This is a genomic window from Lysobacter firmicutimachus, from assembly GCF_037027445.1.
In the GTDB taxonomy this organism is placed as follows: Bacteria; Pseudomonadota; Gammaproteobacteria; order Xanthomonadales; family Xanthomonadaceae; genus Lysobacter; species Lysobacter firmicutimachus.
On record NZ_JBANDL010000002.1, the window covers coordinates 2,529,372 to 2,548,390 of the forward strand.

Annotated in this window: 21 protein-coding genes; 13 read left to right on the plus strand and 8 right to left on the minus strand. The window is 68.4% G+C overall.

All coding sequences use genetic code 11. From position 1 onward, the window contains the following. Window positions 1-151 precede the first annotated feature (151 nt). The 6 genes from V2J18_RS11205 to ligD all read left to right on the plus strand — a co-directional run bounded on the left by V2J18_RS11205 (window position 152) and on the right by ligD (window position 5,890). Window positions 152-439, plus strand: coding sequence for a hypothetical protein (locus V2J18_RS11205; protein WP_064750185.1), 288 nt, complete (start codon window positions 152-154; stop codon window positions 437-439). Beyond that, window positions 436-909, plus strand: a complete 474-nt coding sequence (locus V2J18_RS11210; RefSeq protein WP_336131815.1) for a low affinity iron permease family protein — start codon at window positions 436-438, stop codon at window positions 907-909. Before V2J18_RS11205 ends, V2J18_RS11210 begins: the two co-directional genes overlap by 4 nt. Window positions 910-923: 14 nt before the next feature. Then, entirely contained in the window at window positions 924-1,532 is a 609-nt protein-coding gene (locus V2J18_RS11215; protein WP_336131816.1) for a hypothetical protein, read from the plus strand. 10 nt (window positions 1,533-1,542) lie between these two features. After that, a complete protein-coding gene (locus V2J18_RS11220) occupies window positions 1,543-2,244 on the plus strand; it encodes a DUF6766 family protein (RefSeq protein ID WP_336131817.1) in 702 nt (233 codons plus the stop codon). A gap of 90 nt (window positions 2,245-2,334) precedes the next feature. Continuing rightward, window positions 2,335-3,258, plus strand: coding sequence for a non-homologous end joining protein Ku (gene ku / locus V2J18_RS11225; RefSeq protein WP_336131818.1), 924 nt, complete (start codon window positions 2,335-2,337; stop codon window positions 3,256-3,258). 28 nt (window positions 3,259-3,286) lie between these two features. Next, window positions 3,287-5,890, plus strand: a complete 2,604-nt coding sequence (gene ligD, locus V2J18_RS11230) for a DNA ligase D (protein WP_336131819.1) — start codon at window positions 3,287-3,289, stop codon at window positions 5,888-5,890. Here the strand turns inward: ligD and V2J18_RS11235 are convergent. Further along, window positions 5,887-6,378: an MgtC/SapB family protein gene (locus V2J18_RS11235; protein ID WP_064750190.1), complete on the minus strand. Its 492-nt coding sequence runs from the start codon at window positions 6,376-6,378 to the stop codon at window positions 5,887-5,889. The two genes, ligD and V2J18_RS11235, sit on opposite strands and share 4 nt — an antisense overlap. Before the next feature lie 200 nt (window positions 6,379-6,578). Here V2J18_RS11235 and V2J18_RS11240 point away from each other — a divergent pair, with 200 nt between their 5' ends. The 6 genes from V2J18_RS11240 (at window position 6,579) to V2J18_RS11265 (ending at window position 9,094) form a co-directional block, all read left to right on the plus strand. Beyond that, the gene (locus V2J18_RS11240; RefSeq protein WP_064750191.1) at window positions 6,579-6,761 is read left to right on the plus strand and encodes a hypothetical protein; all 183 of its coding nucleotides are present in this window, start codon (window positions 6,579-6,581) and stop codon (window positions 6,759-6,761) included. 124 nt (window positions 6,762-6,885) lie between these two features. Continuing rightward, a complete protein-coding gene (locus tag V2J18_RS11245) occupies window positions 6,886-7,254 on the plus strand; it encodes a BON domain-containing protein (protein WP_064750192.1) in 369 nt (122 codons plus the stop codon). 139 nt (window positions 7,255-7,393) lie between these two features. Then, window positions 7,394-7,729: a DUF3247 family protein gene (locus tag V2J18_RS11250; RefSeq protein ID WP_064750193.1), complete on the plus strand. Its 336-nt coding sequence runs from the start codon at window positions 7,394-7,396 to the stop codon at window positions 7,727-7,729. A 29-nt stretch (window positions 7,730-7,758) separates the two neighbouring features. Next, window positions 7,759-7,992 carry a hypothetical protein gene (locus V2J18_RS11255; protein WP_064750194.1) on the plus strand — a complete coding sequence of 78 codons (234 nt, stop codon included), beginning with the start codon at window positions 7,759-7,761 and terminating at the stop codon, window positions 7,990-7,992. 225 nt (window positions 7,993-8,217) lie between these two features. Continuing rightward, window positions 8,218-8,853 carry a GIY-YIG nuclease family protein gene (locus V2J18_RS11260; protein WP_064750195.1) on the plus strand — a complete coding sequence of 212 codons (636 nt, stop codon included), beginning with the start codon at window positions 8,218-8,220 and terminating at the stop codon, window positions 8,851-8,853. Window positions 8,854-8,902: 49 nt separating this feature from the next. Continuing rightward, entirely contained in the window at window positions 8,903-9,094 is a 192-nt protein-coding gene (locus tag V2J18_RS11265; protein WP_064750196.1) for a hypothetical protein, read from the plus strand. A gap of 36 nt (window positions 9,095-9,130) precedes the next feature. Here the strand turns inward: V2J18_RS11265 and V2J18_RS11270 are convergent, their stop codons facing one another. Together V2J18_RS11270 and V2J18_RS11275 are read right to left on the minus strand one after the other, a co-directional pair. After that, a complete protein-coding gene (locus V2J18_RS11270) occupies window positions 9,131-9,709 on the minus strand; it encodes an alpha-ketoglutarate-dependent dioxygenase AlkB family protein (protein WP_064750197.1) in 579 nt (192 codons plus the stop codon). A gap of 59 nt (window positions 9,710-9,768) precedes the next feature. Then, entirely contained in the window at window positions 9,769-11,046 is a 1,278-nt protein-coding gene (locus V2J18_RS11275; RefSeq protein WP_064750198.1) for an MFS transporter, read from the minus strand. A 169-nt stretch (window positions 11,047-11,215) separates the two neighbouring features. On the opposite strand from V2J18_RS11275, the gene V2J18_RS11280 reads away from it, so the two are divergent. Further along, on the plus strand, window positions 11,216-11,989 hold the full coding sequence (locus tag V2J18_RS11280; RefSeq protein ID WP_064750199.1) for an AraC family transcriptional regulator: 774 nt from the start codon (window positions 11,216-11,218) through the stop codon (window positions 11,987-11,989). Between the two features lie 255 nt (window positions 11,990-12,244). Here V2J18_RS11280 and V2J18_RS11285 read toward each other — a convergent pair whose 3' ends face one another. The 5 genes from V2J18_RS11285 to V2J18_RS11305 all read right to left on the minus strand — a co-directional run bounded on the left by V2J18_RS11285 (window position 12,245) and on the right by V2J18_RS11305 (window position 18,846). Then, window positions 12,245-13,507 (minus strand): hypothetical protein, encoded by a 1,263-nt coding sequence (locus tag V2J18_RS11285; RefSeq protein ID WP_141233646.1) that lies wholly within the window; start codon window positions 13,505-13,507, stop codon window positions 12,245-12,247. Between the two features lie 92 nt (window positions 13,508-13,599). Beyond that, complete coding sequence (locus V2J18_RS11290; protein ID WP_336131820.1) at window positions 13,600-15,948, minus strand: glycogen debranching protein; 2,349 nt, start codon at window positions 15,946-15,948, stop codon at window positions 13,600-13,602. Between the two features lie 203 nt (window positions 15,949-16,151). Then, window positions 16,152-16,697: a response regulator transcription factor gene (locus tag V2J18_RS11295; RefSeq protein WP_064750202.1), complete on the minus strand. Its 546-nt coding sequence runs from the start codon at window positions 16,695-16,697 to the stop codon at window positions 16,152-16,154. After that, on the minus strand, window positions 16,690-17,940 hold the full coding sequence (locus tag V2J18_RS11300) for an ATP-binding protein (RefSeq protein WP_261370250.1): 1,251 nt from the start codon (window positions 17,938-17,940) through the stop codon (window positions 16,690-16,692). The genes V2J18_RS11295 and V2J18_RS11300 overlap by 8 nt, the downstream gene beginning before the upstream one ends. Before the next feature lie 135 nt (window positions 17,941-18,075). After that, complete coding sequence (locus tag V2J18_RS11305; RefSeq protein WP_336131821.1) at window positions 18,076-18,846, minus strand: SURF1 family protein; 771 nt, start codon at window positions 18,844-18,846, stop codon at window positions 18,076-18,078. Between the last annotated feature and the right edge of the window lie 173 nt (window positions 18,847-19,019).

The following is a 19,019-nucleotide window of genomic DNA, read 5'->3' on the forward strand; positions in this document are numbered from 1 at the left end:
CGCTTTTCCCGCTGCACTCGTTTTCGCGCCTTACGAGGGGCCGGCCCGCGCCGGCGTCGCGGCGCGGACGACGGAGGCATCGGGCCATCCACCGCGCGAAACGGCGCGTCCACCCGGAACGAAAGGCCAGACCGCCGCTTCGCCTGCGTCGATGCAGTCCCTGGACGTGATCGACATGGAGTCCGAACTCAGCTACTGGCGCACCCACTATCGCGGCATGTCTCGATGCGAAGGCCTGCGCTACAGCGATTACGAACCGGCGCTCAAGCTGGGCCTGGACGCTTACATGCGCGGTCACGGCCGCTCGCTCAGCGACATGGAGCAAGAGTTGCGCGATTGCTACCGCCGCACCCGCGGCGGCTCGCGACTGGACTGGGATCAGGCCCACAGCGTGGTCCAGGCGGCCTGGGACCGGTTGAACGACCGGGGCGGCAGATGACTCTGCGCGAAACGTTCGAGCGCGGCGCGAAGGCCGCCGCGCGTTTTACCGGCCACCCCCTGTGTTTCTGCCTGGCGGTCGGAGTGGTCCTGCTGTGGCTGCTCAGCGGGCCGGTGTTCGGCTTCAGCGACACCTGGCAGCTGATCATCAACACCGGTACGACCATCGTGACGTTCCTGATGGTGTTCCTGATCCAGAACTCGCAGAACCGCGATGCCGCCGCGGTGCAGATCAAACTCGACGAGCTGATACGGGCGACGCTCAAGGCCGAGAACGCCTTGCTCGATCTGGAAGAACTCGACGAGGACACGCAAGAGCGGTTCCGTCGGCGCTACGAAGCACTGGCGAAGAAGGCCCGCCGGCTCAGCGGCCGCAGCCGACGCGGCGGTTCCGCCGACGTCGGCGCCGACGCCCCCGGGTCCGATGCCGAGCCGTCGCCGCCGGGAGGCGGCGCTTCCACCCCAACTTAACGAGGCGATACGACATGAAAAAGACTCAACCCGAAGCCGCCCAAGTGCGCGAGTTGCTGCTCCAGGCCCTGCAGACCGAGCAGGGCGGCGTAAAGATCTACGAAGCCGCCGTCGCCAGTGCGATCAACGACGACCTGCGCAAGGAGTGGACGGACTATCTCGAAGAAACCCGCACCCACGTACGGGTGCTGTTGAATGTGTTCGAGGAGCTCGGCCTGGATCCGGAACAGACCACGCCGGGTCGCGATGTCGTCGGTCGCATCGGCGAATCGCTGGTCGCGGCGATCCGCGAGGCGCAAAACACCGCCGAGCCTGCGGCGGCGCAACTGGTGGCGGCTGAATGCGTGGTCCTGGCCGAGACCAAGGACCATATGAACTGGGAGCTGATCGGCCACCTGGTCGAACACGCCAAAGGCGAGGGCCTGGACGTGCTGAAAACCGCCTTCGAAGCGGTCGAGTCCGACGAGGACCATCATCTGTACCACACCAAGGGCTGGGCGCGAGAGCTGTGGATCGAAGCCTTGGGCCTGCCTGCGGTACTGCCGCCGCCCGAGGAGGTCAAGAAGGTCGAAACCGCGATCGGCGCGGCCCGCGCCGAACAAGCCCGCTCGCGCATGCTCTGAGCGCTGCTCGATGAACGCGGCCAAGAAGAAAGGGCTTGCGGCGGCGTCGGGTTTCTGGCGCCGCAACTCGCTCTCGCTGGTGCTGCTGGCCCTGTTCGGGATCAGCCTGTTCGGCCAGATCGCCGCCGGCCGCGCCGTGCTCGACCGCGAACGGATCGAGCACGGCCAGCCGCCGCTGGACTGGGGCGAGTACTTCCGCCACGGCCAGTTCTTGTCGGCGACGTTCGAGAACTGGGAAAGCGAGTTCCTGCAGATGGGGCTGTACGTGCTGCTGACGGTATGGCTGCGCCAGCACGGCTCAGCGGAATCGCGCAAGGTCGAGGAACGCAACGACGGCACCGAGGAAGAGGGTGGGCGCGAGATCGAGCCCGGGCCGACGCCCGGGCCGGTGCGGCGGGGAGGCGCCTGGGCGGCGCTGTACGCCAATTCCCTTTCGATCGCCTTGCTGTCGCTGTTCGCGCTCGCCTTCGCCGGCCACGTCTACGGCAGTTGGCGGCAGCAAGTGGAACAAGCGCAGCGCGAAGCCCAGCCGGTACCGAGTCTGAGCGAGCACCTGGGGTCGGCGCAATTGTGGTTCGAGTCGTTCCAGAACTGGCAGAGCGAGTTTCTCGCCGTGCTCACCCTGGTGGTACTGTCGATTTGGCTGCGCCAGGCGCATTCGCCGCAATCCAAACCGGTGCGCGCGCCGCACGCCCAGACCGGCGCCGGGTGATCGCGATGCGGCGCTCGTTCACCCGCCCTGGACGGTTGCGGTCGCACAGTCTGAAGCCCCGCTTCCCGTCACGCATTGCGAGGTGCCGTCATGGCGCGCCCGATCTGGACCGGAACCCTGTCGTTCGGCCTGCTCAATATTCCGGTCAAGCTGATGACCGGCGAACGCCGCGTCGATCTGCATTTCCGCATGCTCGACAGCCGCAACAAAGCGCCGATCCGCTACGAGCGGGTCAACGAGGAGACCGGCGAAGAGGTGCCTTGGAAGGAAATCGTCAAGGCCTTCGAGTACGACAAGGGCAACTACGTGGTGATCGAGGATACCGACATCGCCGCCGCGGCTCCCGAGCACAAGGAAACCGTGGACATCGAAGCTTTCGTCGACGCGGCTGCGATCGGGCCGCAGTTCTACGACAAGCCGTATGTGCTGGAACCGGGCAAGAAGGCGGAGAAGGGCTACGTACTGTTGCGCGAGGTGCTGCAGCGTGCCGGCAAGGTCGGGGTGGGGCGGGTCGTGATCCGAACCCGCGAGTATCTGGCCGCGGTGATACCGCAGGATCAAGCGCTGCTGCTGTTGATCCTGCGCTATGCCCAGGAGATCGTCGACCCGGCCGATTACAAGCTGCCCGAAGGCGGTCTGGCGAAGTGGAAGATCTCAGCCCGCGAGGTGGACATGGCCCAGAAGCTGATCGAATCGATGAGCAGCGATTGGGAGCCGGACAGCTATCGGGACGATTTCCGCGAGCGCCTGCACAAGGTGATCGAGCAGCGGGTCAAGTCCAAGCAGGTGGTGCGCGGCAAGTCCGTCGACGAGAGCAAGCTGCCGGAGAACGCGGCAACCAATGTGATCGACTTCGCCGAGCTGCTCAAGCGCAGCCTGGAAAAGAAGGGGGGAGGTACGGCGGCCAAGCCGGCCAAGAGCGCGGCCAAGAAAGCGGCGAAGAAAGCGGCGAAGAAGACCGCCAAGAAGAGCGTGCGCCAGGGAAGCGGCAAGGGCGCGCGCAAGTCGGCCTGAACCGCGACAGAGCAGCGGAAGCGAAGCCATGACTCTGCGCGACTACGCTAGCAAACGCCGTCTCGGACTTACTCCGGAACCCGGCGTAGAGGGCGGCCGGGCCCGGCGGCGCGCCGGCGGACGGCCGATCTTCGTGGTCCAGTTGCATCACGCGCGAGCCAGGCACTACGACTTCCGTCTCGAGGCCGACGGCGTGCTCAAGAGCTGGGCGGTGCCGAAGGGGCCGTCGCTTCGCGCCGGCGAGAAGCGGTTGGCGGTCGAAGTGGAGGATCACCCGATCGATTACGCCGGCTTCGAGGGCGATATTCCCAAAGGGCATTACGGCGCCGGCCATGTCGATCTGTTCGACCGCGGCACCTGGTCGACCGAGCGCGACGCGCTGGAGCAGATCGCCGCAGGCAAGCTGGATTTCGAGCTCGACGGCGAACGGCTGCACGGCGGCTATACCCTGGTCCGCACCCGCCGCGCAGGGCGCCAACCCCAGTGGCTGCTGATCAAGCGCGGCGACGAACATGCGCGCGATCTGGACGCCGACGGCTTGCTTCGGTCGCCGGTCAAGTCATCCGCCAAGTCGCCTGCGTCCCCGGCTTCGTCTACGCCGAGCCGGGCGCTTCCCGTGCGCCGTGCCACGCCCGCCGGCGTCGCCTCGCGCGAACGTTGGCGCAAGGCTGCGCTGGCCGTGGACGGCGCGACCCCGGCGACCATGCCCAAGCAGATCGAGTTGCAATTGGCGAGCCTGCGCGAACGCCCGCCGGCGACCGGCGAATGGCTGTACGAAATCAAATGGGACGGCTATCGACTGCTCGCTTGGATACGGCGCGGCGTACGCCTGGAGTCGCGTAACCGGATCGACTGGAGTGCGCGTTTTCCGGCCCTGGTGGAGGCGCTAGGCGCCCTGCCGGTACGCAGCGCGGTGCTGGACGGCGAGCTGATCGCCCTCGACGCCGAAGGCCGCAGCGACTTCGGCGAGCTGCAACGCAGACTCGAGGCCGGCGAGGTCGGCGGCCTGCGTTATGTGGTGTTCGACTTGCTATATCTGGACGGCATCGATCTGCGCGAAGCCGGTCAGGCAGACCGGCGCGCGCTGCTGCGGCGCCTGCTCGAAACTTCCGCTTCGCCCGTTCTCGTCTTCAGCGAACACGTCGAAGGCTCGGCCGCGCAGGTGCTGGCGGCGAGCGCCCGTGCCGGCCTGGAAGGAATCGTGTGCAAGCGCGTCGCGGCGCCGTATCGCGGCGGCCGCAGCCAGGCCTGGATCAAGCTGAAGCACGTCGCCGACGAGGAGTTCGTCGTGGTCGGCTATACCCCACCGCGCAACAGCCGCAGCGACTTTGGCTCCTTGCTGTTGGCCAGGCCGGAGGGCGGAGGCTGGCGCTACTTCGGCCGGGTGGGCAGCGGCTTCGACGACGTGGCCCTGCGCGCGATCGGCGCCCGTTTGCGGCGCCTGCATCGGGACCGGCCGGTGCTGACGCTGCCGGCGCATGTGCCGTTTCCGGTGCGCAAGGTGCAGTGGGTCCGCCCGCAGCTGGTGATCGACGTGCAATCGCGCGGTCGCGGCAAAGAGGGGTTGCTGCGCCAGGCCAGCTTCCTGCGCCTGCGCGAGGACAAGGCCGCGGCCGATCTGGCCGCACCGTCGCGCCGGCGTGCGCGAACGCCGGAGCCAGGCGAGGACACCGCAATGAAACAGCTCCCACCGGACGGAGCCAAAAAAGCGCGCGGCCGCAGTCGCTCCAACGCCCCGAAAACCGACGCCGAATCGAGGCGGTCCGTTCGCGTCGAGTCGTTGCCGCTGACTCACCCCGAGCGGATCGTCTATCCCGACGCCGGTATCCGCAAAGGCGAGGTCGCCGAGTACTATCGCGCGGTATCCGCCTGGCTTTTGCCGGAACTGATCGATCGCCCGCTGTCGTTGCTGCGTTGCCCGCATGGAATCGCGGACGCCTGTTTTTTCCAGAAGCACTACAACGGCAGTTTCGGTCGCGACGTGCACCCGGTCGCGCTCGAGGAATCGGGCGGGCGCGCCGACTACGTGTATGTGCGCGACCTCGACGGCGTGCTGGCCCTGGTGCAGATGAATACGATCGAGTTCCATCCTTGGGGGGCGCGGCGCAAGGCTCCGGACAAGCCGGACCGGATGGTGTTCGACCTCGATCCGGCGGAGGGCATCGCCTGGAGCGAACTCAAGCGCGCCGCGCGCGAAGTGCGCGACCGCCTGGCCGAACTCGGCCTGGAAAGTTGGGTGCGCCTGTCCGGCGGCAAGGGAGTGCACGTGGTCGTGCCGATCCGCCCCGGGCCGCAATGGAGCGAGGTCAAAGACTTCTGCGAGGCCTTTGCTGACGCCATGAGTACCCAGTCGCCACTGCATTACGTCGCCACGGCCTCCAAGGCCGCGCGCAAGGGGCGGATCTTCATCGACTGGCTGCGCAATACGCGCGGCGCCACCAGCGTCGCCGGGTGGTCGTTGCGCGCCCGCGCCGGAGCGCCGGTAGCGATGCCGTTGCGTTGGGACGAGTTCTCGCGCAGCGGCTCCTCGACCGACTTCGACCTGCCCAAGGCCGTGCGGCGCGCGGCGCGACTGCGCAGCGACCCCTGGGAAGGCTTCGCCGAAAGCCGCCAACGCCTGCCCGGCCGCTAGCGCGGCACGCTGTCGTCGTCGTTGCCCGGCGGCGGCGATTCGCTGCCGACCTTGCGCTCGAATAAGTTCAACAAGGCCAGTACGCCCAGGGTCAGGGCGGTCGCCGCGAACGCCAGCAGGTGATAACGCAAGCCGGTGCACGCACCGATCACCGCGACCATCAGCAGCGAAGCGGCCGTGGTGATGCCGGCCACGGCCTGGCCGCGCCGACGGGCGAAGATGGTGCCGGCGCCGATGAAGGCCACGCCGGCGACGACGGCTTCGACCAGGCGCAAGGGATCGATGTTGACCAGGAAGGGCATGCGGAATCGCGGGTCGACCACGATCAATTGCCCCAGGCCGATCAGCAGCGAGGAGGCGCCGGCGACCAGCATGTGGGTGCGAAAGCCGGCAGGCCGGTTCTTGAATTCGCGCTCCAGTCCGATCGCGCCGCCGAGCAGCATGGCATAGGCGCTGCCGGCGACGACCCAGAGTTGTTCGGCTTGCATGAATGCGCTCCGCAACGCGCGGCTGAACCCGCGACGACTTCGTCGATTGATAACTGCGGCAGCGTGATCCGCCCGTGACCGGCTGCGCGCATCGTGACGGTGCGTGCACATCGCCGATACCGATCCCTAACGCCTTCCTGCAGTCCGATTAACCCCCGCGCGGGTAGCGTCGAATCGAATCCAAACGCAGGAGCCAGACCATGTCGCGCGGCGAGAAGTCGGCTTATACCGACAAACAGAAGCGCCAGGCCGAACACATCGAGGAGGGATACCGCAAGGAAGGCGTGTCCAAGAAGGAGGCCGAAGCGCGTGCCTGGGCTACCGTCAACAAGCAGGACGGCGGCGGAAAGAAGTCCGGTTCCGGGCGAAAAGACCATCACTGAAGAGACGGCGGTCGAGCGTCGGCTGCGACTGCAACGCTGCCTTGTCGGCCGCCAGGGCGGCGATTACCGCTCTATCGATTCCACGCGCCGGCGGCCGTGCCGGCGCCTCAACGAGGAACTTGCCATGAATGCGATCCGTACCGCGAGTATTGTTCTGGGCCTGAGCCTGTGCGCCGGTGCCGTCGCCGCGCCGCAATCGGCCGGCACCGCCGCGAGCCAAGATCCGGCCGTTTCCGCCACCGGCAACGACTCGGCGCAGCCGGTCAGCGACACCTGGATCACCACCAAGGTCAAGACCGAACTGCTGGCCACCAAGGGTGTATCGGGCACCGACATCAGCGTCGAAACCGTCAACGGAGTGGTCAAGCTGTCCGGCCACGTGAGCGGCAAGGCCGAGGCCGACAAGGCCGCCTCGGTCGCGCGCAACGTCGATGGCGTCAAGAGCGTCGACACCAGCGCCTTGGTCGCGGCCAAGAGCGCCGGCAGCAAGTAACCGAGCGAACGGTGCGTTCGGGGACGGCCGCGGGCGCCGGCGGATCGATGCCGTCCGGCGCCCGCGAGTCTGCCGCCCGCCGTGCCGCGCGATCCTCCACGCTCTGCCCATACCCTCCGATCAGCCGGTTTTCGCCATCATGACCCAACTCGCCGATCGCGTCGTCACCGACTCCGCCGACATCGCGCGCCTGACCCGGTTGATCGAGGACTTGGCGGACGAAGCCCTGGTCTGCCTGGTTCTCATCGACGGCAGCCGCCGGCTCGGGGTCGTGACTGCGCGCCCGAGCCTGCAGACCTTTCTCGATCCCAGCGGCCGCGAAGGCGTCAACGCCGTATTGCGCGTCGACGATCCGAAGATCGAAAGCGGGACCTGTTATCTATGGCTGGACGAGATCATCGAAGTGCGTCCGATCCACTCCGACCGACGCGACTTCGCCCGGCCCGCGCCGGGCATGCGAGTCGCGCCCCGCTAGGTGGGCGCACCGTTTCCAAGGAGCCTGCCATGTCGACCTGCGATGTTTGCGGCAACCAGTACGACAAGACGTTTACCGTCCACCGGGCCGGACAGACCGGCACCTTCGACTCCTTCGAATGCGCGATCCACGCGATGGCCCCGCGCTGCGCGCACTGCGATTGCCGCATCGTCGGCCACGGCGTCGAGAACGACGGCCGATTCTATTGCTGCGCGCATTGCGCCAAGAAATCCGGCGTGCGCGGCATCGAAGACCGCATTTGACGAGGGCCAGTCGCGCGGGGGAGCGCGGAAACAAGCCGCTCCCGTCGCTTGCGGACGGGTGTCCGCAGCGGTTGTCCGGCCGGCGCGGCAGCGCGCCACCCGGCGGTTGCGACGGCGCGCCGGTGCGAACCGCGTCGGCGGTCACGTCGCCGTTTCGCACCGCATTTACGCACCGGCGCGGATGCTCTGCGCAACGGCCCGCGGACGGGCCGGACGGAAGCGACGATGCCGGCGCGTGCCGACCCCGAACTGGCTTTCCTGCGTAGCGCCGATCCGGACACCGGGCCCGGTGCGAGCGAAGGCGAGTGCTACCTGTACGTTTTCCCAAGCGCCGGCGAGGATTTGCTCAAGCTTGGATTCTCCCGCAATCCGCTCGGCCGCATGCAGGCCCTGCATCCTCGCTATTACGAATTCTTCGATCTCGAGCGCGGGTGGCTGGCGCAGACCGATTCGGTGCGCGAGGCGCGTCGCCTGGAACGCGATCTGCATCGCAGCCTGGGCGAGTACAACGCGCCGGCGCCGCTGACCGTACGCAAGGCCGCCGCCGGCCACGGCGAGTGGTATCGCGGCGCGTATGCCGGTCTGTGGAACCAAGCCGATCGCTTGCGGGCGGTCGGCCACGCGCTGCACTGGCCGCTGCGCGACTGGGCCGCGGCCGAACTGGCGCGCCAGGGCGAACGCCTGTACGACCGCGGCGCGGCTTTGCTGGCCCAATTGCAGGGCGAGCCCGGCCTGCTCGACGACCCGGCACTGAGCGGGCTGCGCCGTAATCTGCTCGACAGCCTGGATGCCTATCCGGCCTTGTCCGTGGAGTTGCATCTGCCCGAGCCCCTGCTGCATTGGTACTACGCCGCGCGCTAGCGGCGCACGTCACGGCGCGGACGCGCCCCCCACGACTGGAGCCGACCTCATGACCCCACTCGATAAACCGATCCGTCGCGAACTGGAGATCGAAGGCAAGGCCTACACCCTGATCCTGGAGCCGGATGGCTTCAAGCTGGCCGAAAAGGGCCGGCGCAAGGGATTGGAATTGCGCTGGGCCGACCTGGTCTCCGGCGATGCGGCGCTGGCCGCGGCCTTGCAGGCTTCGCAGGCCGACTGATCTTGCCATCGGCCGCCCGCAGCCCACGGGCGGCCTTCAACCCGGCCGGACCCGGAACGCGAGGCTGATGCGCGGCGCGGTCACGCCCGGCGCTTTCGGAATGCCGTGGTCGTAGTGGCGCTGCGAGGCGTGGCTCATGACCAGCAGGCTGCCGGGTTCGAGTTCGACCTGCCACTGCCGATGCGGCGGACGCTTGGCGCGCAGCAGCATGCGTCGTGGCGCGCCCAGCGACAGCACCGCGATCGGCCGCGCGGGAATCAGGTCGCGCAGCTTGTCGTTGTGCAAGGCGACGCTGTCGGCGCCGTCGCGGTAGAGATTCAGGCCGACGCTGTTGAACGGCGTGTCCAGCCGGACGCTCACCCGTTGCGCAGCCTGGGCCAGCCACGGCGGCAGGCGATCGCGATCGAGCCGGTAGGCGGCGATGCGTCGCGGCACATCGACCAGGCGCTCGTACATCATCCGGGTGCACGCACTCCACTCGGCCCGCGCGAGCAGGCTGTCGAACAGCTGCGCGGCTTCGTCCGCGGCGAACACCCCGGGCAGGTAGTACACCCCGTCTTCGTCGTCGGCGATGAAGCGCTGCGGAGTCGGAGCGAACAATGAGGCCTGATGCATGGCGCATCTTCCCCAGCGGGCGTCTCAATCGGTGAGACGCCTTCCGCAGGCACAGCCGCTCAGTCTTCGCGGCGTTCCAGCTTGGGCAAGAACCAGGCCAGCAGCCCGATCGCCGGCAGATAGGCGCACAGGCCGTACACCGCCTCGATGCCGATGCGGTCGGCCAGTTGGCCCAGCGCGGCCGCGCCGAGGCCGCCCATGCCGAAGGCGAAGCCGAAGAACAGGCCGGCGATGACGCCGGTGCGGCCGGGCACCAGTTCCTGCGCATAGACCAGGATCGCCGAGAACGCCGACGACAGCACCAGCCCGATGACCACGGTCAGCGCGGTGGTCCAGAACAGGTCGGCATGCGGCAGCATCAGGGTGAAGGGCAGCACGCCGAGGATCGAAAACCAGATCACGTAGCGGCGGCCGACGCGGTCGCCGATCGGCCCGCCGAGCAGGGTGCCGGCGGCGACCGCGCCGAGGAACACGAACAGATGCAACTGGGCGTCGCGTGCGCCGAGGTGGAACTTCTCCATCAGGTAGAAGGTGTAGTAGCTCGACAGGCTGGCCATGTAGAAGTACTTGGAGAAGATCAGCACGCCGAGTACGGCCATGGTCGCCGCCACGGTGCGACGCGGCAGCGGCGGCGCGGTGCCGGCACGCTTGCGCTGCTGCCGCTGCGCGGGGATCTGGGCGCGATACCACCCCCCGATCCGGCTCAGGATCGCGATGGCGGTCAACGCTGCCAGCGCGAACCAGCCGACGCTGCCCTGGCCGTGCGGCATGACGACGTAGGCCGCCAGCAGCGGCCCCAGGGCCGAGCCGACGTTGCCCCCGACCTGGAACAGCGACTGGGCCAGGCCATGACGGCCGCCGGAAGCCATCCGCGCCACGCGCGAGGACTCGGGATGGAATACCGACGAACCCGAGCCGACCAGGGCCGCGGCCAGCAGGAGCATCGGAAAGCTCGATGCGCGCGACAGCAGCAATAAGCCGACCAGGGTGAAGCCCATGCCGATCGCCAGCGAGTAGGGCATCGGCCGCTTGTCGGTGTAGATGCCGACCAGCGGCTGCAGCAGCGAAGCGGTGACCTGGAAGGTGAGGGTGATCAGGCCGATCTGGCCGAAATCGAGCGCGAACGCGTCCTTGAGCAGCGGATAGATCGCCGGCAGCAAGGATTGGATCATGTCGTTGAGCAGATGGCAGACGCTGAGCATCGCCAGGATCGGCAAAGCGATGCGCGCCGGTTCGGCGGCAGCGGCCGGCGCGGAAAATTCCGGTACCGCCGCCGGCCCAGCGGCATCGGCGGCGGACAGCGTGGCGTCGGTGCGCGCGGTATCGAGAGAATTCATGCGGCATCAGCGGGCCATCGGCCCGTCGCGGAAGCGACCGGCGGGCGAGGGCGGCGGCAGCCGTCCTTCGCATCGCATCGGTCGGAAAGGAAATGGTCGTGACGCAGTAGACGCGCCCGCGACACTGCCCGCATTATCGTTCAGGTCAACAGTCTTCGAGATCGGGCCAATGCGCAACGTTTTGGCGACCCAGGCCGACGCCTTGCCGGGGCGGATCGTCGCCACCGCGAACGACTATCCGACCGATCACCGCGTCGCCCGCCATCGCCACCGCCGCGCGCAGCTGCTCTACGCCGCACACGGGCTGATGCTGGTGACCACCTCGGCGGGGCGGTGGATCGTCCCGCCGGAACGCGCGGTGTGGATTCCGGCCGGGGTCGAGCACGAGGTGCAGGTGCTGGTGCGGATCAGCACCCGCAGCGTTTATGTCGAACCCGGCGTCAGCGCCGATCTGCCGGCGGACTGCCGGGTGCTCGGGGTCGCGCCTTTGCTGCGGCAGTTGCTGTTGGAGACCCTGGACCTGCCCCTGCCGGGCGAGGCCGATGCGCGCGCGCAGCTGATCTATTCGCTGATCGTGCATGAGATCGAACGCGCGCCGGTGCTGCCGCTGGACATTCCGTTCCCGACCGAGCCGCGCCTGGCCAAGCGTTGCCGCGCGTATCTGGCGCGTCCCTCGCCGCACGACGGCATCGACGACTGGTGCCGCGACCTGGCGATGAGCCGGCGCACCTTCACCCGCCGATTCCGCGCCGAGACCGGGATCAGCTTCGCCCAGTGGTGCCGGCAGGCGGCGATCTTCGCCGCGCTGCCGCGCCTGGCCGCGGGCGAGCCGATCACCGCCCTGGCCCTGGACCTGGGTTACGACAGCGCTTCGGCCTTCAGCACCATGTTCAAGCGCATCGTCGGCATGCCGCCGAGCCGCTATCTGGGCAACGCCGCCTAGCGGCATTGCGCCGGTCATGTGACCGCGTGCGGCTGCCCTCGGTTGAAGACTGGCCGGGAAAAGAAGCGGGCGATCTGCGTATGCATCCGCCTTTCGCCGTTGTCTGCCGGTGCGCGGTCGCGGTTGGCGCCCCCCCTTCGGCGGGCGTCGGTATCTCGTGCCGGTGCTGTTTCATCCTTAAAAAAGGAGGGATTTGCTTCCGCCGCGCTTTCGGCCAGTCGCCGAGCGACTACCGCCGTCGGCGGTGCGATCCGTTCAGTCCGACAGCGCCTGCAGGGTGATCAGGCACAGCGGATCGCCCTTGCCGTCCTGGCTCCATTCCACCGACTGGACCAGGAAGCTCGTGCCCGGGGCGAAGGTGTACTCGATCTTGTCCGGCCCGTCCGACAGCGGGGTGATGTAGCTGGCCGCGTCCCAGACCCAGGCGCCCGGCGGCGGGTTGGCGATCAGGATGATGCCGTTCTGGTACTGCAACGCCTCCTCGTAGGTGCTGCCGAAGCTCCACACCATCTTGGTGGTCAGGGTATCGCCGACCTGGATGTAGTCGTCCAGCGCCTGTTGCAGCGGAATCTGCAACGGCACGCCTGCCGGGCCGGCATTGAGCGGGCATTGCAGGAACTCGATGCCGAAGTGCTCGGTGCCGAGTTGGTAGATGTCGACCTGGCCGCTGAACAGCTGCGCCTGGTCGACGGTGCTGGTGCGCGGCATGGACTGGAAGCCGGCCGCAAGCAGCCGGTTCTCGATGTCGGCGAAACGTTGCAGTTGATCCGCCACCGCGGCCAGCTGGGTCTGCACGTTCTGCAGCGAATCGGCCGGCACCATCAGGAACGAGCGCATGTAGTCGGCGTTGCTCGGGTTGTAGGTGTTCCAGTTCGACTCCCAGATCGCCTCGGCGATGCCGGGCTGGTCCAGCGGCGGCGGCGACCGGCCCATCGCCGTGTAGGCGAAGATCTTCATCAGCACCAGGCGGGTGAACGAAGCCGTGGTCCAGTCGTAGATCGACATCGCCAGTGGGAACGAGTACGGCGTGAACGGAAACAGTTGCAGGCCCAGGGCGCGGATCTCCGCGGCGCTCTTGCCGGGCGCATCGGGGATGTCCTGATACGGCACGTACTTCTGCGCGATCATCGCCTCCAGGTAGGCCGCGTCGGCCGGGTCGATCGTCGGCAACGGCTTGAGCGCCCCGGCGCCGCTCTGGCCGCTGCCGACCGCGGTCACGGCGAAGCGCGCGTCGGCGCTCAGGCTCAGGTCGATCTGCACGCTGGGGTTGGGGGTGTAGTCGAGGTCGACGCCGTTGCAGTCGACGATGTCCATCACCGGGCCGTTCGGGAAGCCGTTCTGAAAGTCGGTGATGTCGAGGAAACCCAGGCCGTCGACGATCAGCCGGCTGGATGCGCCGCTGCCGCCGCGCATCGCCGTCAGCGGCGCTCCGTCGCTGAACCACAGGGCCGCGCCGCTGGGGTTGTCGATCGTGCGCAACTGCCACATGCGAACCTCGGCGACGGCGGGACGGAACACCCGCCGATATCCCGCCCAACGCCAAGCCGTGCGCGGCGAGGCCATCCTCCTGCGGCTATTGCGACCGCGGTCGGGATTCGCCGCCCCAGCTCCTACTTGGCGATCAGCAACAACAGCGAGCGCGACTGCAGGCCATAGGTCGTGTTCTCGCCGCCGATCGCGGTCTCCGCGCCGGGCAGGGCGACCGTGTTCGGGCCCTCGTTCCAGGTTGCGGTATCGGTCACGCGGTACCACTGCTTGCCGTTGCCCGGCCACGGCAGGACGAAGTTCACCGGCCCCGACCAGCCGTTGTAGGCGACGTAGATCGCGCTGGCCGGATCGGCGAATTCGGTGCCATCGATGCGCCAGGCGATGGCGTGGTTGTCGGCGGCGTTGAAGTAGGCCGCATCGGCCTGGGCGCCGTCGGGCTTGAACCAGCGCAACTGCTCCATCACGTTGCCGTTGTTGTCGGCGCCGGAATAGAAAGCGGACGGCCGCAATGCCGGATGCGCTTTGCGGAACGCGATCAGGCGCCGGGTGTAGGTCTCGTGGTCGGCTTCGATGGCGCTGCGGGTCCAGTACAGCCAGTTGGCGGGCGAATCGAGGTTGTAGCTGTTGTTGTTGCCGAACTGGGTGCGCAGGGCCTCGTCGCCGCCGGTGATCATCGGCACGCCCGCGCTCAGCATCAGGAAGGCCAGGCCGGTGCGCGCGGCCTTGCGTTGTTCGGCGACCGCGCCGCCCTGGTCCCAGCTGAGGTTGTGGTCTTCGCCGCCGTCGGAGGGGCCGTAGGGCCAGGGCTGGCTGTTCTGCTTGCTGTTGTAGGCGTACAGGTCGTTGAGAGTGAAGCCGTCGTGGGCGACCATGAAGTTGACCGAATGCCAGGGCTTGCGGCCGTCGTCGCCGTACAGGTCGCTGGAACCGGCGAAACGCGTGGCCAGGGTGCCGGCGGTGACGGTTTCCTGGCCGAGCTTGTTCTGCTTCTTGCGCAGCGCGTCGCGGTACAGGCCGTTCCATTCCGCCCAGCCGGCGGGGAAATTGCCGACCTGATACGAATTGCCGCCGATCGCCCAGGGTTCGGCGATCAGGTCCAGGCCGGCGCCGCCGCCGGCCGGGCGCGGCGGCAATTCGGCGACGATCCGGTTCAGGGCGGTCGCGGCATCGAGCTTGTCGTAATTGAAACAGCCGTGCTGGCAGGTGTTGCCCAGCACCGAAGCCAGGTCGAAGCGGAAGCCGTCCACGCCGAGGGTGTCGCGCCAGTAGGCCAGCGAGTCGACGATCAGGTTCTGCGCGACCGGATGGCGGGTGTTGTAGTTGCCGCCGACGCCGGTGTTGTCCCAGGGGTATTGGTAGTCGCTGCTGAGCGAGTAGTAGGCCGGGTTGTCGAGGCCGCGGAACGACAACAGGTTGTACACGGTCAGGCCATCGCTGCCGCCCCAGGGGCCGCCTTCGCCGGTGTGGTTGTAGACCACGTCGACATAGACCTTGATTCCCGCGTCGTGGAAGGCCTTGACCATCGCCTTCCACTCGCGGGTCGGCCCGCCCGGAGATTTGTCCGCCGCGTAGCGCCGGTCGGGTGCGAAGTAGTTCAGGGCCATGTAGCCCCAGTAGTTGTCGCCCGCGGTCGAGTTCGGGTCGATGTCGTTCTGGTCGTTCTGCGCTTCCTGCACCGGCAGGAACTCGACGGCGGTGACGCCGAGCGAGGCCAGGTAGGCGGCCTTGCGCGCCGCGCCGGCATAGGTGCCGCGCTCGCCGGCCGGTACGCTGTCGTCGTTGCGGGTCAGGCCGCGCACATGCACTTCGTAGACGACCTCGTCCTTGAGCGGCCGGCCGGGCTTGCTGCCGATCGAGCCGGACTGCGGCGCCAGGGCGATGCCCTTGGCCGCGCAGGCGCCGCTGTCCTTGTGCCGGTGCAGCGCGCCGCTGGCGTAGATCGTGCCGTCGGGGCAGGCGGCGGTGTTCGGGTCCTGGCTGATCTCGCGCGCATACGGATCCAGCAGCAGCTTGTTCGGATTGAAGCGATTGCCGGCGGCGTCGACGTCGCTGACGAAGCCGGTGCTGCTGCCCTTTGTCCACGCGGCCGAGTACGGCCAGTTCGGTCCCCAGGCCCGATAGCCGTAGTACACCGCACCGGTGATGCCGTAGGTGGTCTTGATCGTGCTCACCGGCAGCGTGGCCGACCAGACGTTGCTGGCCGCGTCCTTGCTGAGGGCGATGCGCGCGACCTCCTGCGTGCCGGAACCGGCCTTGTACAGCCACGCTTCGACCCGGGTCGCGCGCGAGGAATACACCCGGAACGCGAGATTGGTCTGCGAGGCGTCGTAGCGCGCGCCCAGTTGCTGCGCGTCGATCGCCGCGGACGCGGCGAACGGCCAGGCCGTCGTCAGGGCGAGCAGGGCGACGGCCCCGAAGCGCCTGTGTTCGGCGATGGCCGCCGCAATCCCTCGCCGTTGCGTATTCCGCATCGCCGTCGCCTCGTCGCTCCGCCGCGCACATCGCGCGGGGACACTCTAGGCACGATGTTGCGCTGCTCCGGATCGGTTGCAATCGTATTCACGGCGGGATTCGTGACGCGCGACGCGCCTGCCGCCCGGTGGGCACGATCGATCCGGCGCACGCAACACGGCGGGCGCGCCGTGGCCGCAGTCGGCCCGGCGGCGCGAACGCTTCACTTCACCCGATGCTTGCCCAGCTTCCGCGCCAGCGTGCGCCGGTGCATGCCCAGTCGCCGGGCGGTTTCGGAGATGTTGAAGTCGGTCTCCGCCAGCACCTCGTGGATGCGTTCCCATTCCAGGGTCTTGATCGAGGTCTGGCGTTCGGTCAGTTCGACCGTGGCGTCGCCTTCGGCGCGGGTGAAGGCGGCTTCGATGTCGTCGGTGTTGGAGGGCTTGGCGAGGTAGTGCAGGGCGCCGAGCTTGATCGCCTCGACTGCGGTGGCGATGCTGGCGTAGCCGGTGAGCACCACGATCAGCATGTCCGGGTCGTGGGCGTGCAACGCCTGCACGCAGGCCAGGCCGGAGTCGCCGCCGGCCAACTTGAGGTCGACCACGGCGTAGCCGGGCGAATGCTCGCGCAGCAGTTCGCCGACCTCGGCCAGGTTGGCGGCGTGGTGCACCAGGTAGCCGCGGCGTTCGAACGAGCGGCTCAGAGTGCGGGCGAACGCGGCGTCGTCCTCGACGATCAGCAGCCGGCGCAGAGCGGCGTTCTCACTCATCGGCGGCGGCCTCGTTGAGGGTCAGGGCGGACAGGGGCAGGCTCACGGTGACCACCGCGCCGCTGGGTTCGCGGTTGCGTGCGGCGATGCTGCCGCCGAGTTGTCGGGCGACGTTCAAGGACAGGAACAGGCCCATGCCGCGGCCCGGACGGCCTTTGCTCGATTGATACGGCTTGCCGAGTTGGCTGAGCATGGCCGGGGCGAAGCCGGGGCCGGCGTCGCTGACCCGCAGCACCAGCCGGTCCTCGTCGCGCCAAGCCTCCAGGCCGACCCAGTCGGGCGAGGCCTCCAGAGCGTTGTCGAGAATGTTGCCGATCATCTGCTTGAGGCCGGAGTCGGAGACGATGGCGACGTCGGCGCCGAATTCGTTGGCGTAGTCGAAGCCGCGCACCGGCCGGGTGGCGCGCCACTCGGCGACCAGGTCGTCGAGGAATTCGCCGACGGTGGTTTCCACCGGCGCGTCGCCGCGCGCTTCGCCGGCCGAGAGCAGGATGCCGGTGACGATCGATTTGCAGCGCTGCAGCTGGGTCTGCATCTCGTCCAGTTCCTGCAGCAGTTCGGGCTGCTCGGTGAACGGTTTCATCCGCCGCCAGTCGCCGAGGATCACCGACAGCGTCGCCAGCGGCGTGCCCAGCTCGTGGGCCGCGCCCGAGGCGAGCAGGCCCATGCGCACGATGTGCTCTTCCTCGGCGGCGCGCTGGCGCAGATCGGCCAGGTGCTGGTCGCGGGCGCGCAGGATCCGGCCGATGCGGGTGATGAACACCACCAGCAGGGTGGCGTTGAGGGCGAAGCACAGCAGCAGGCCCTGCACGTAGGGGTCGGCGAGGCCGCGGGTCGGGTCGGCCGGGATCACCACCGGGCCGGAGAAGCGGGTCAGGGCGACGAAGCAGGCGGTGGTCACCAGCACCATTGCGCAACTGGCCCAGGTGCGCAGCAGCACCGCGGCCAGTGCGACCTGTAGCAGGTACAGGAACACGAACGGATTGGCCGCGCCGCCGCTGAGGTAGAGCTGCGCGGTCAGGGTCATCACGTCGACCAGCAGGGCCAGGAACAGGGCGCCGTTGGTGACCTTCTCGCGATGTCGCCAGCGCAGCGCGCTGACCAGATTGAACGCAGCCAGGCAGGCCAGCACGATCGCCATCGGCGCCAGCGGCAACTGGATGCGGAAGCCGAAATGGACGAACAGGATGGTCGCGACCTGGCCGATCACCGCGATCCAGCGCAGCTGGATCAGCTGGTGCATGTTGCGCACTCCGGCGCTGGCGCGCAGGGCCGTGGCCAGCAGCGGCGGAGGCGGGATGGCCGATGCGGAAGGGGGCGGCGATGCAGGCCGGGCGTCGGTCGCGCGGGGTGGGGAAATGTCCTGCATCGTCGGGCCTCAACGAACCTCATCGGTCGGCGGCGGCGCAGCGCGGCGCCGCCGGCGTTGCTCCAGGGCCACGCGCCAGGCCGCGCCGGCGACCATCAGCGCCAGTCCGAACCAGGTCAGCGCATAGACCAGGTGATTGTTGGGAAACTTTATCACCGTCAGCCCGCCGACCGGCTCCTGCGCCGGGCCGGCATCGGCGCCGGGCGTGCGGTCGGCGTCGACGAAGTAAGACGCGACCGCCGCGCCGTCCAGGCCGCGGGCGGCGGCGATCGCGGCGACGTCGCGCGAATGCCAGCGTTCCTGCGCCGGGGCGTTCCTGCGCAAGAAGCCGCCGCCGGGCTCGCTGAGGCGCAACAGGCCGGTCACTTCGCCGGCGGACGAGGGCGCCGCCGGCCGGCGCTCGCGCACGAAGCCGCGGTTGACCAGCACGATCTCGCCACCCTCGGTCCGGAACGGACTGAGCAGCCAGTAGCCAGGACCGAGTTCGGTGACGGCCTGGGTGTAGGTGTCGCGCCCCGGCAGATAGCGGCCGCTCAGGCGCACGTGACGGTACTCGTCGCGGGCCGCGCTCACCGTGCTCCAATCGGTCCGCGCCGGCGGTGCGCCGGGCGGTGCATGCACGCGCGCTTCCACGCGCTGGATCAGGTCGAGCTTCCAGGCGCGGCGCTGGACCTGCCAACTGCCGAGCGCGATCAGGCCCGCGAACAGGGCCGCGAACAACAGGTACAGCGCGACCAGCGCGAGAACGCCGCGCGGTCGCCGGGCCGGGGCCGTCGTCATGGGCACCACCTCGCGAACAACGGGTACAAAGCCGCGACTGCGTCGCCGCTCATCCTAACAGCCCGGGCCGAACCCGGCCCATAAAGCGCGATGCCCGGAACGCAGTCCCGGGCATCGCATCCAGCCTGCGGCGAGGAGTCCACTGTCGCCTCACTCCGCGGGGGTGTTTCCCG

Bases quoted from the DNA above. Each gene is read 5' to 3' on its own strand.
- V2J18_RS11205 (WP_064750185.1), top strand. From the start codon at position 152: ATGCAGTCCCTGGACGTGATCGACATGGAGTCCGAACTCAGCTACTGG.
- V2J18_RS11210 (WP_336131815.1), top strand. From the start codon at position 436: ATGACTCTGCGCGAAACGTTCGAGCGCGGCGCGAAGGCCGCCGCGCGT.
- V2J18_RS11215 (WP_336131816.1), top strand. From the start codon at position 924: ATGAAAAAGACTCAACCCGAAGCCGCCCAAGTGCGCGAGTTGCTGCTC.
- V2J18_RS11220 (WP_336131817.1), top strand. From the start codon at position 1,543: ATGAACGCGGCCAAGAAGAAAGGGCTTGCGGCGGCGTCGGGTTTCTGG.
- ku (WP_336131818.1), top strand. From the start codon at position 2,335: ATGGCGCGCCCGATCTGGACCGGAACCCTGTCGTTCGGCCTGCTCAAT.
- ligD (WP_336131819.1), top strand. From the start codon at position 3,287: ATGACTCTGCGCGACTACGCTAGCAAACGCCGTCTCGGACTTACTCCG.
- V2J18_RS11235 (WP_064750190.1), bottom strand. From the start codon at position 6,378: ATGCAAGCCGAACAACTCTGGGTCGTCGCCGGCAGCGCCTATGCCATG.
- V2J18_RS11240 (WP_064750191.1), top strand. From the start codon at position 6,579: ATGTCGCGCGGCGAGAAGTCGGCTTATACCGACAAACAGAAGCGCCAG.
- V2J18_RS11245 (WP_064750192.1), top strand. From the start codon at position 6,886: ATGAATGCGATCCGTACCGCGAGTATTGTTCTGGGCCTGAGCCTGTGC.
- V2J18_RS11250 (WP_064750193.1), top strand. From the start codon at position 7,394: ATGACCCAACTCGCCGATCGCGTCGTCACCGACTCCGCCGACATCGCG.
- V2J18_RS11255 (WP_064750194.1), top strand. From the start codon at position 7,759: ATGTCGACCTGCGATGTTTGCGGCAACCAGTACGACAAGACGTTTACC.
- V2J18_RS11260 (WP_064750195.1), top strand. From the start codon at position 8,218: ATGCCGGCGCGTGCCGACCCCGAACTGGCTTTCCTGCGTAGCGCCGAT.
- V2J18_RS11265 (WP_064750196.1), top strand. From the start codon at position 8,903: ATGACCCCACTCGATAAACCGATCCGTCGCGAACTGGAGATCGAAGGC.
- V2J18_RS11270 (WP_064750197.1), bottom strand. From the start codon at position 9,709: ATGCATCAGGCCTCATTGTTCGCTCCGACTCCGCAGCGCTTCATCGCC.
- V2J18_RS11275 (WP_064750198.1), bottom strand. From the start codon at position 11,046: ATGAATTCTCTCGATACCGCGCGCACCGACGCCACGCTGTCCGCCGCC.
- V2J18_RS11280 (WP_064750199.1), top strand. From the start codon at position 11,216: ATGCGCAACGTTTTGGCGACCCAGGCCGACGCCTTGCCGGGGCGGATC.
- V2J18_RS11290 (WP_336131820.1), bottom strand. From the start codon at position 15,948: ATGCGGAATACGCAACGGCGAGGGATTGCGGCGGCCATCGCCGAACAC.
- V2J18_RS11295 (WP_064750202.1), bottom strand. From the start codon at position 16,697: ATGAGTGAGAACGCCGCTCTGCGCCGGCTGCTGATCGTCGAGGACGAC.
- V2J18_RS11300 (WP_261370250.1), bottom strand. From the start codon at position 17,940: ATGCACCAGCTGATCCAGCTGCGCTGGATCGCGGTGATCGGCCAGGTC.
- V2J18_RS11305 (WP_336131821.1), bottom strand. From the start codon at position 18,846: ATGACGACGGCCCCGGCCCGGCGACCGCGCGGCGTTCTCGCGCTGGTC.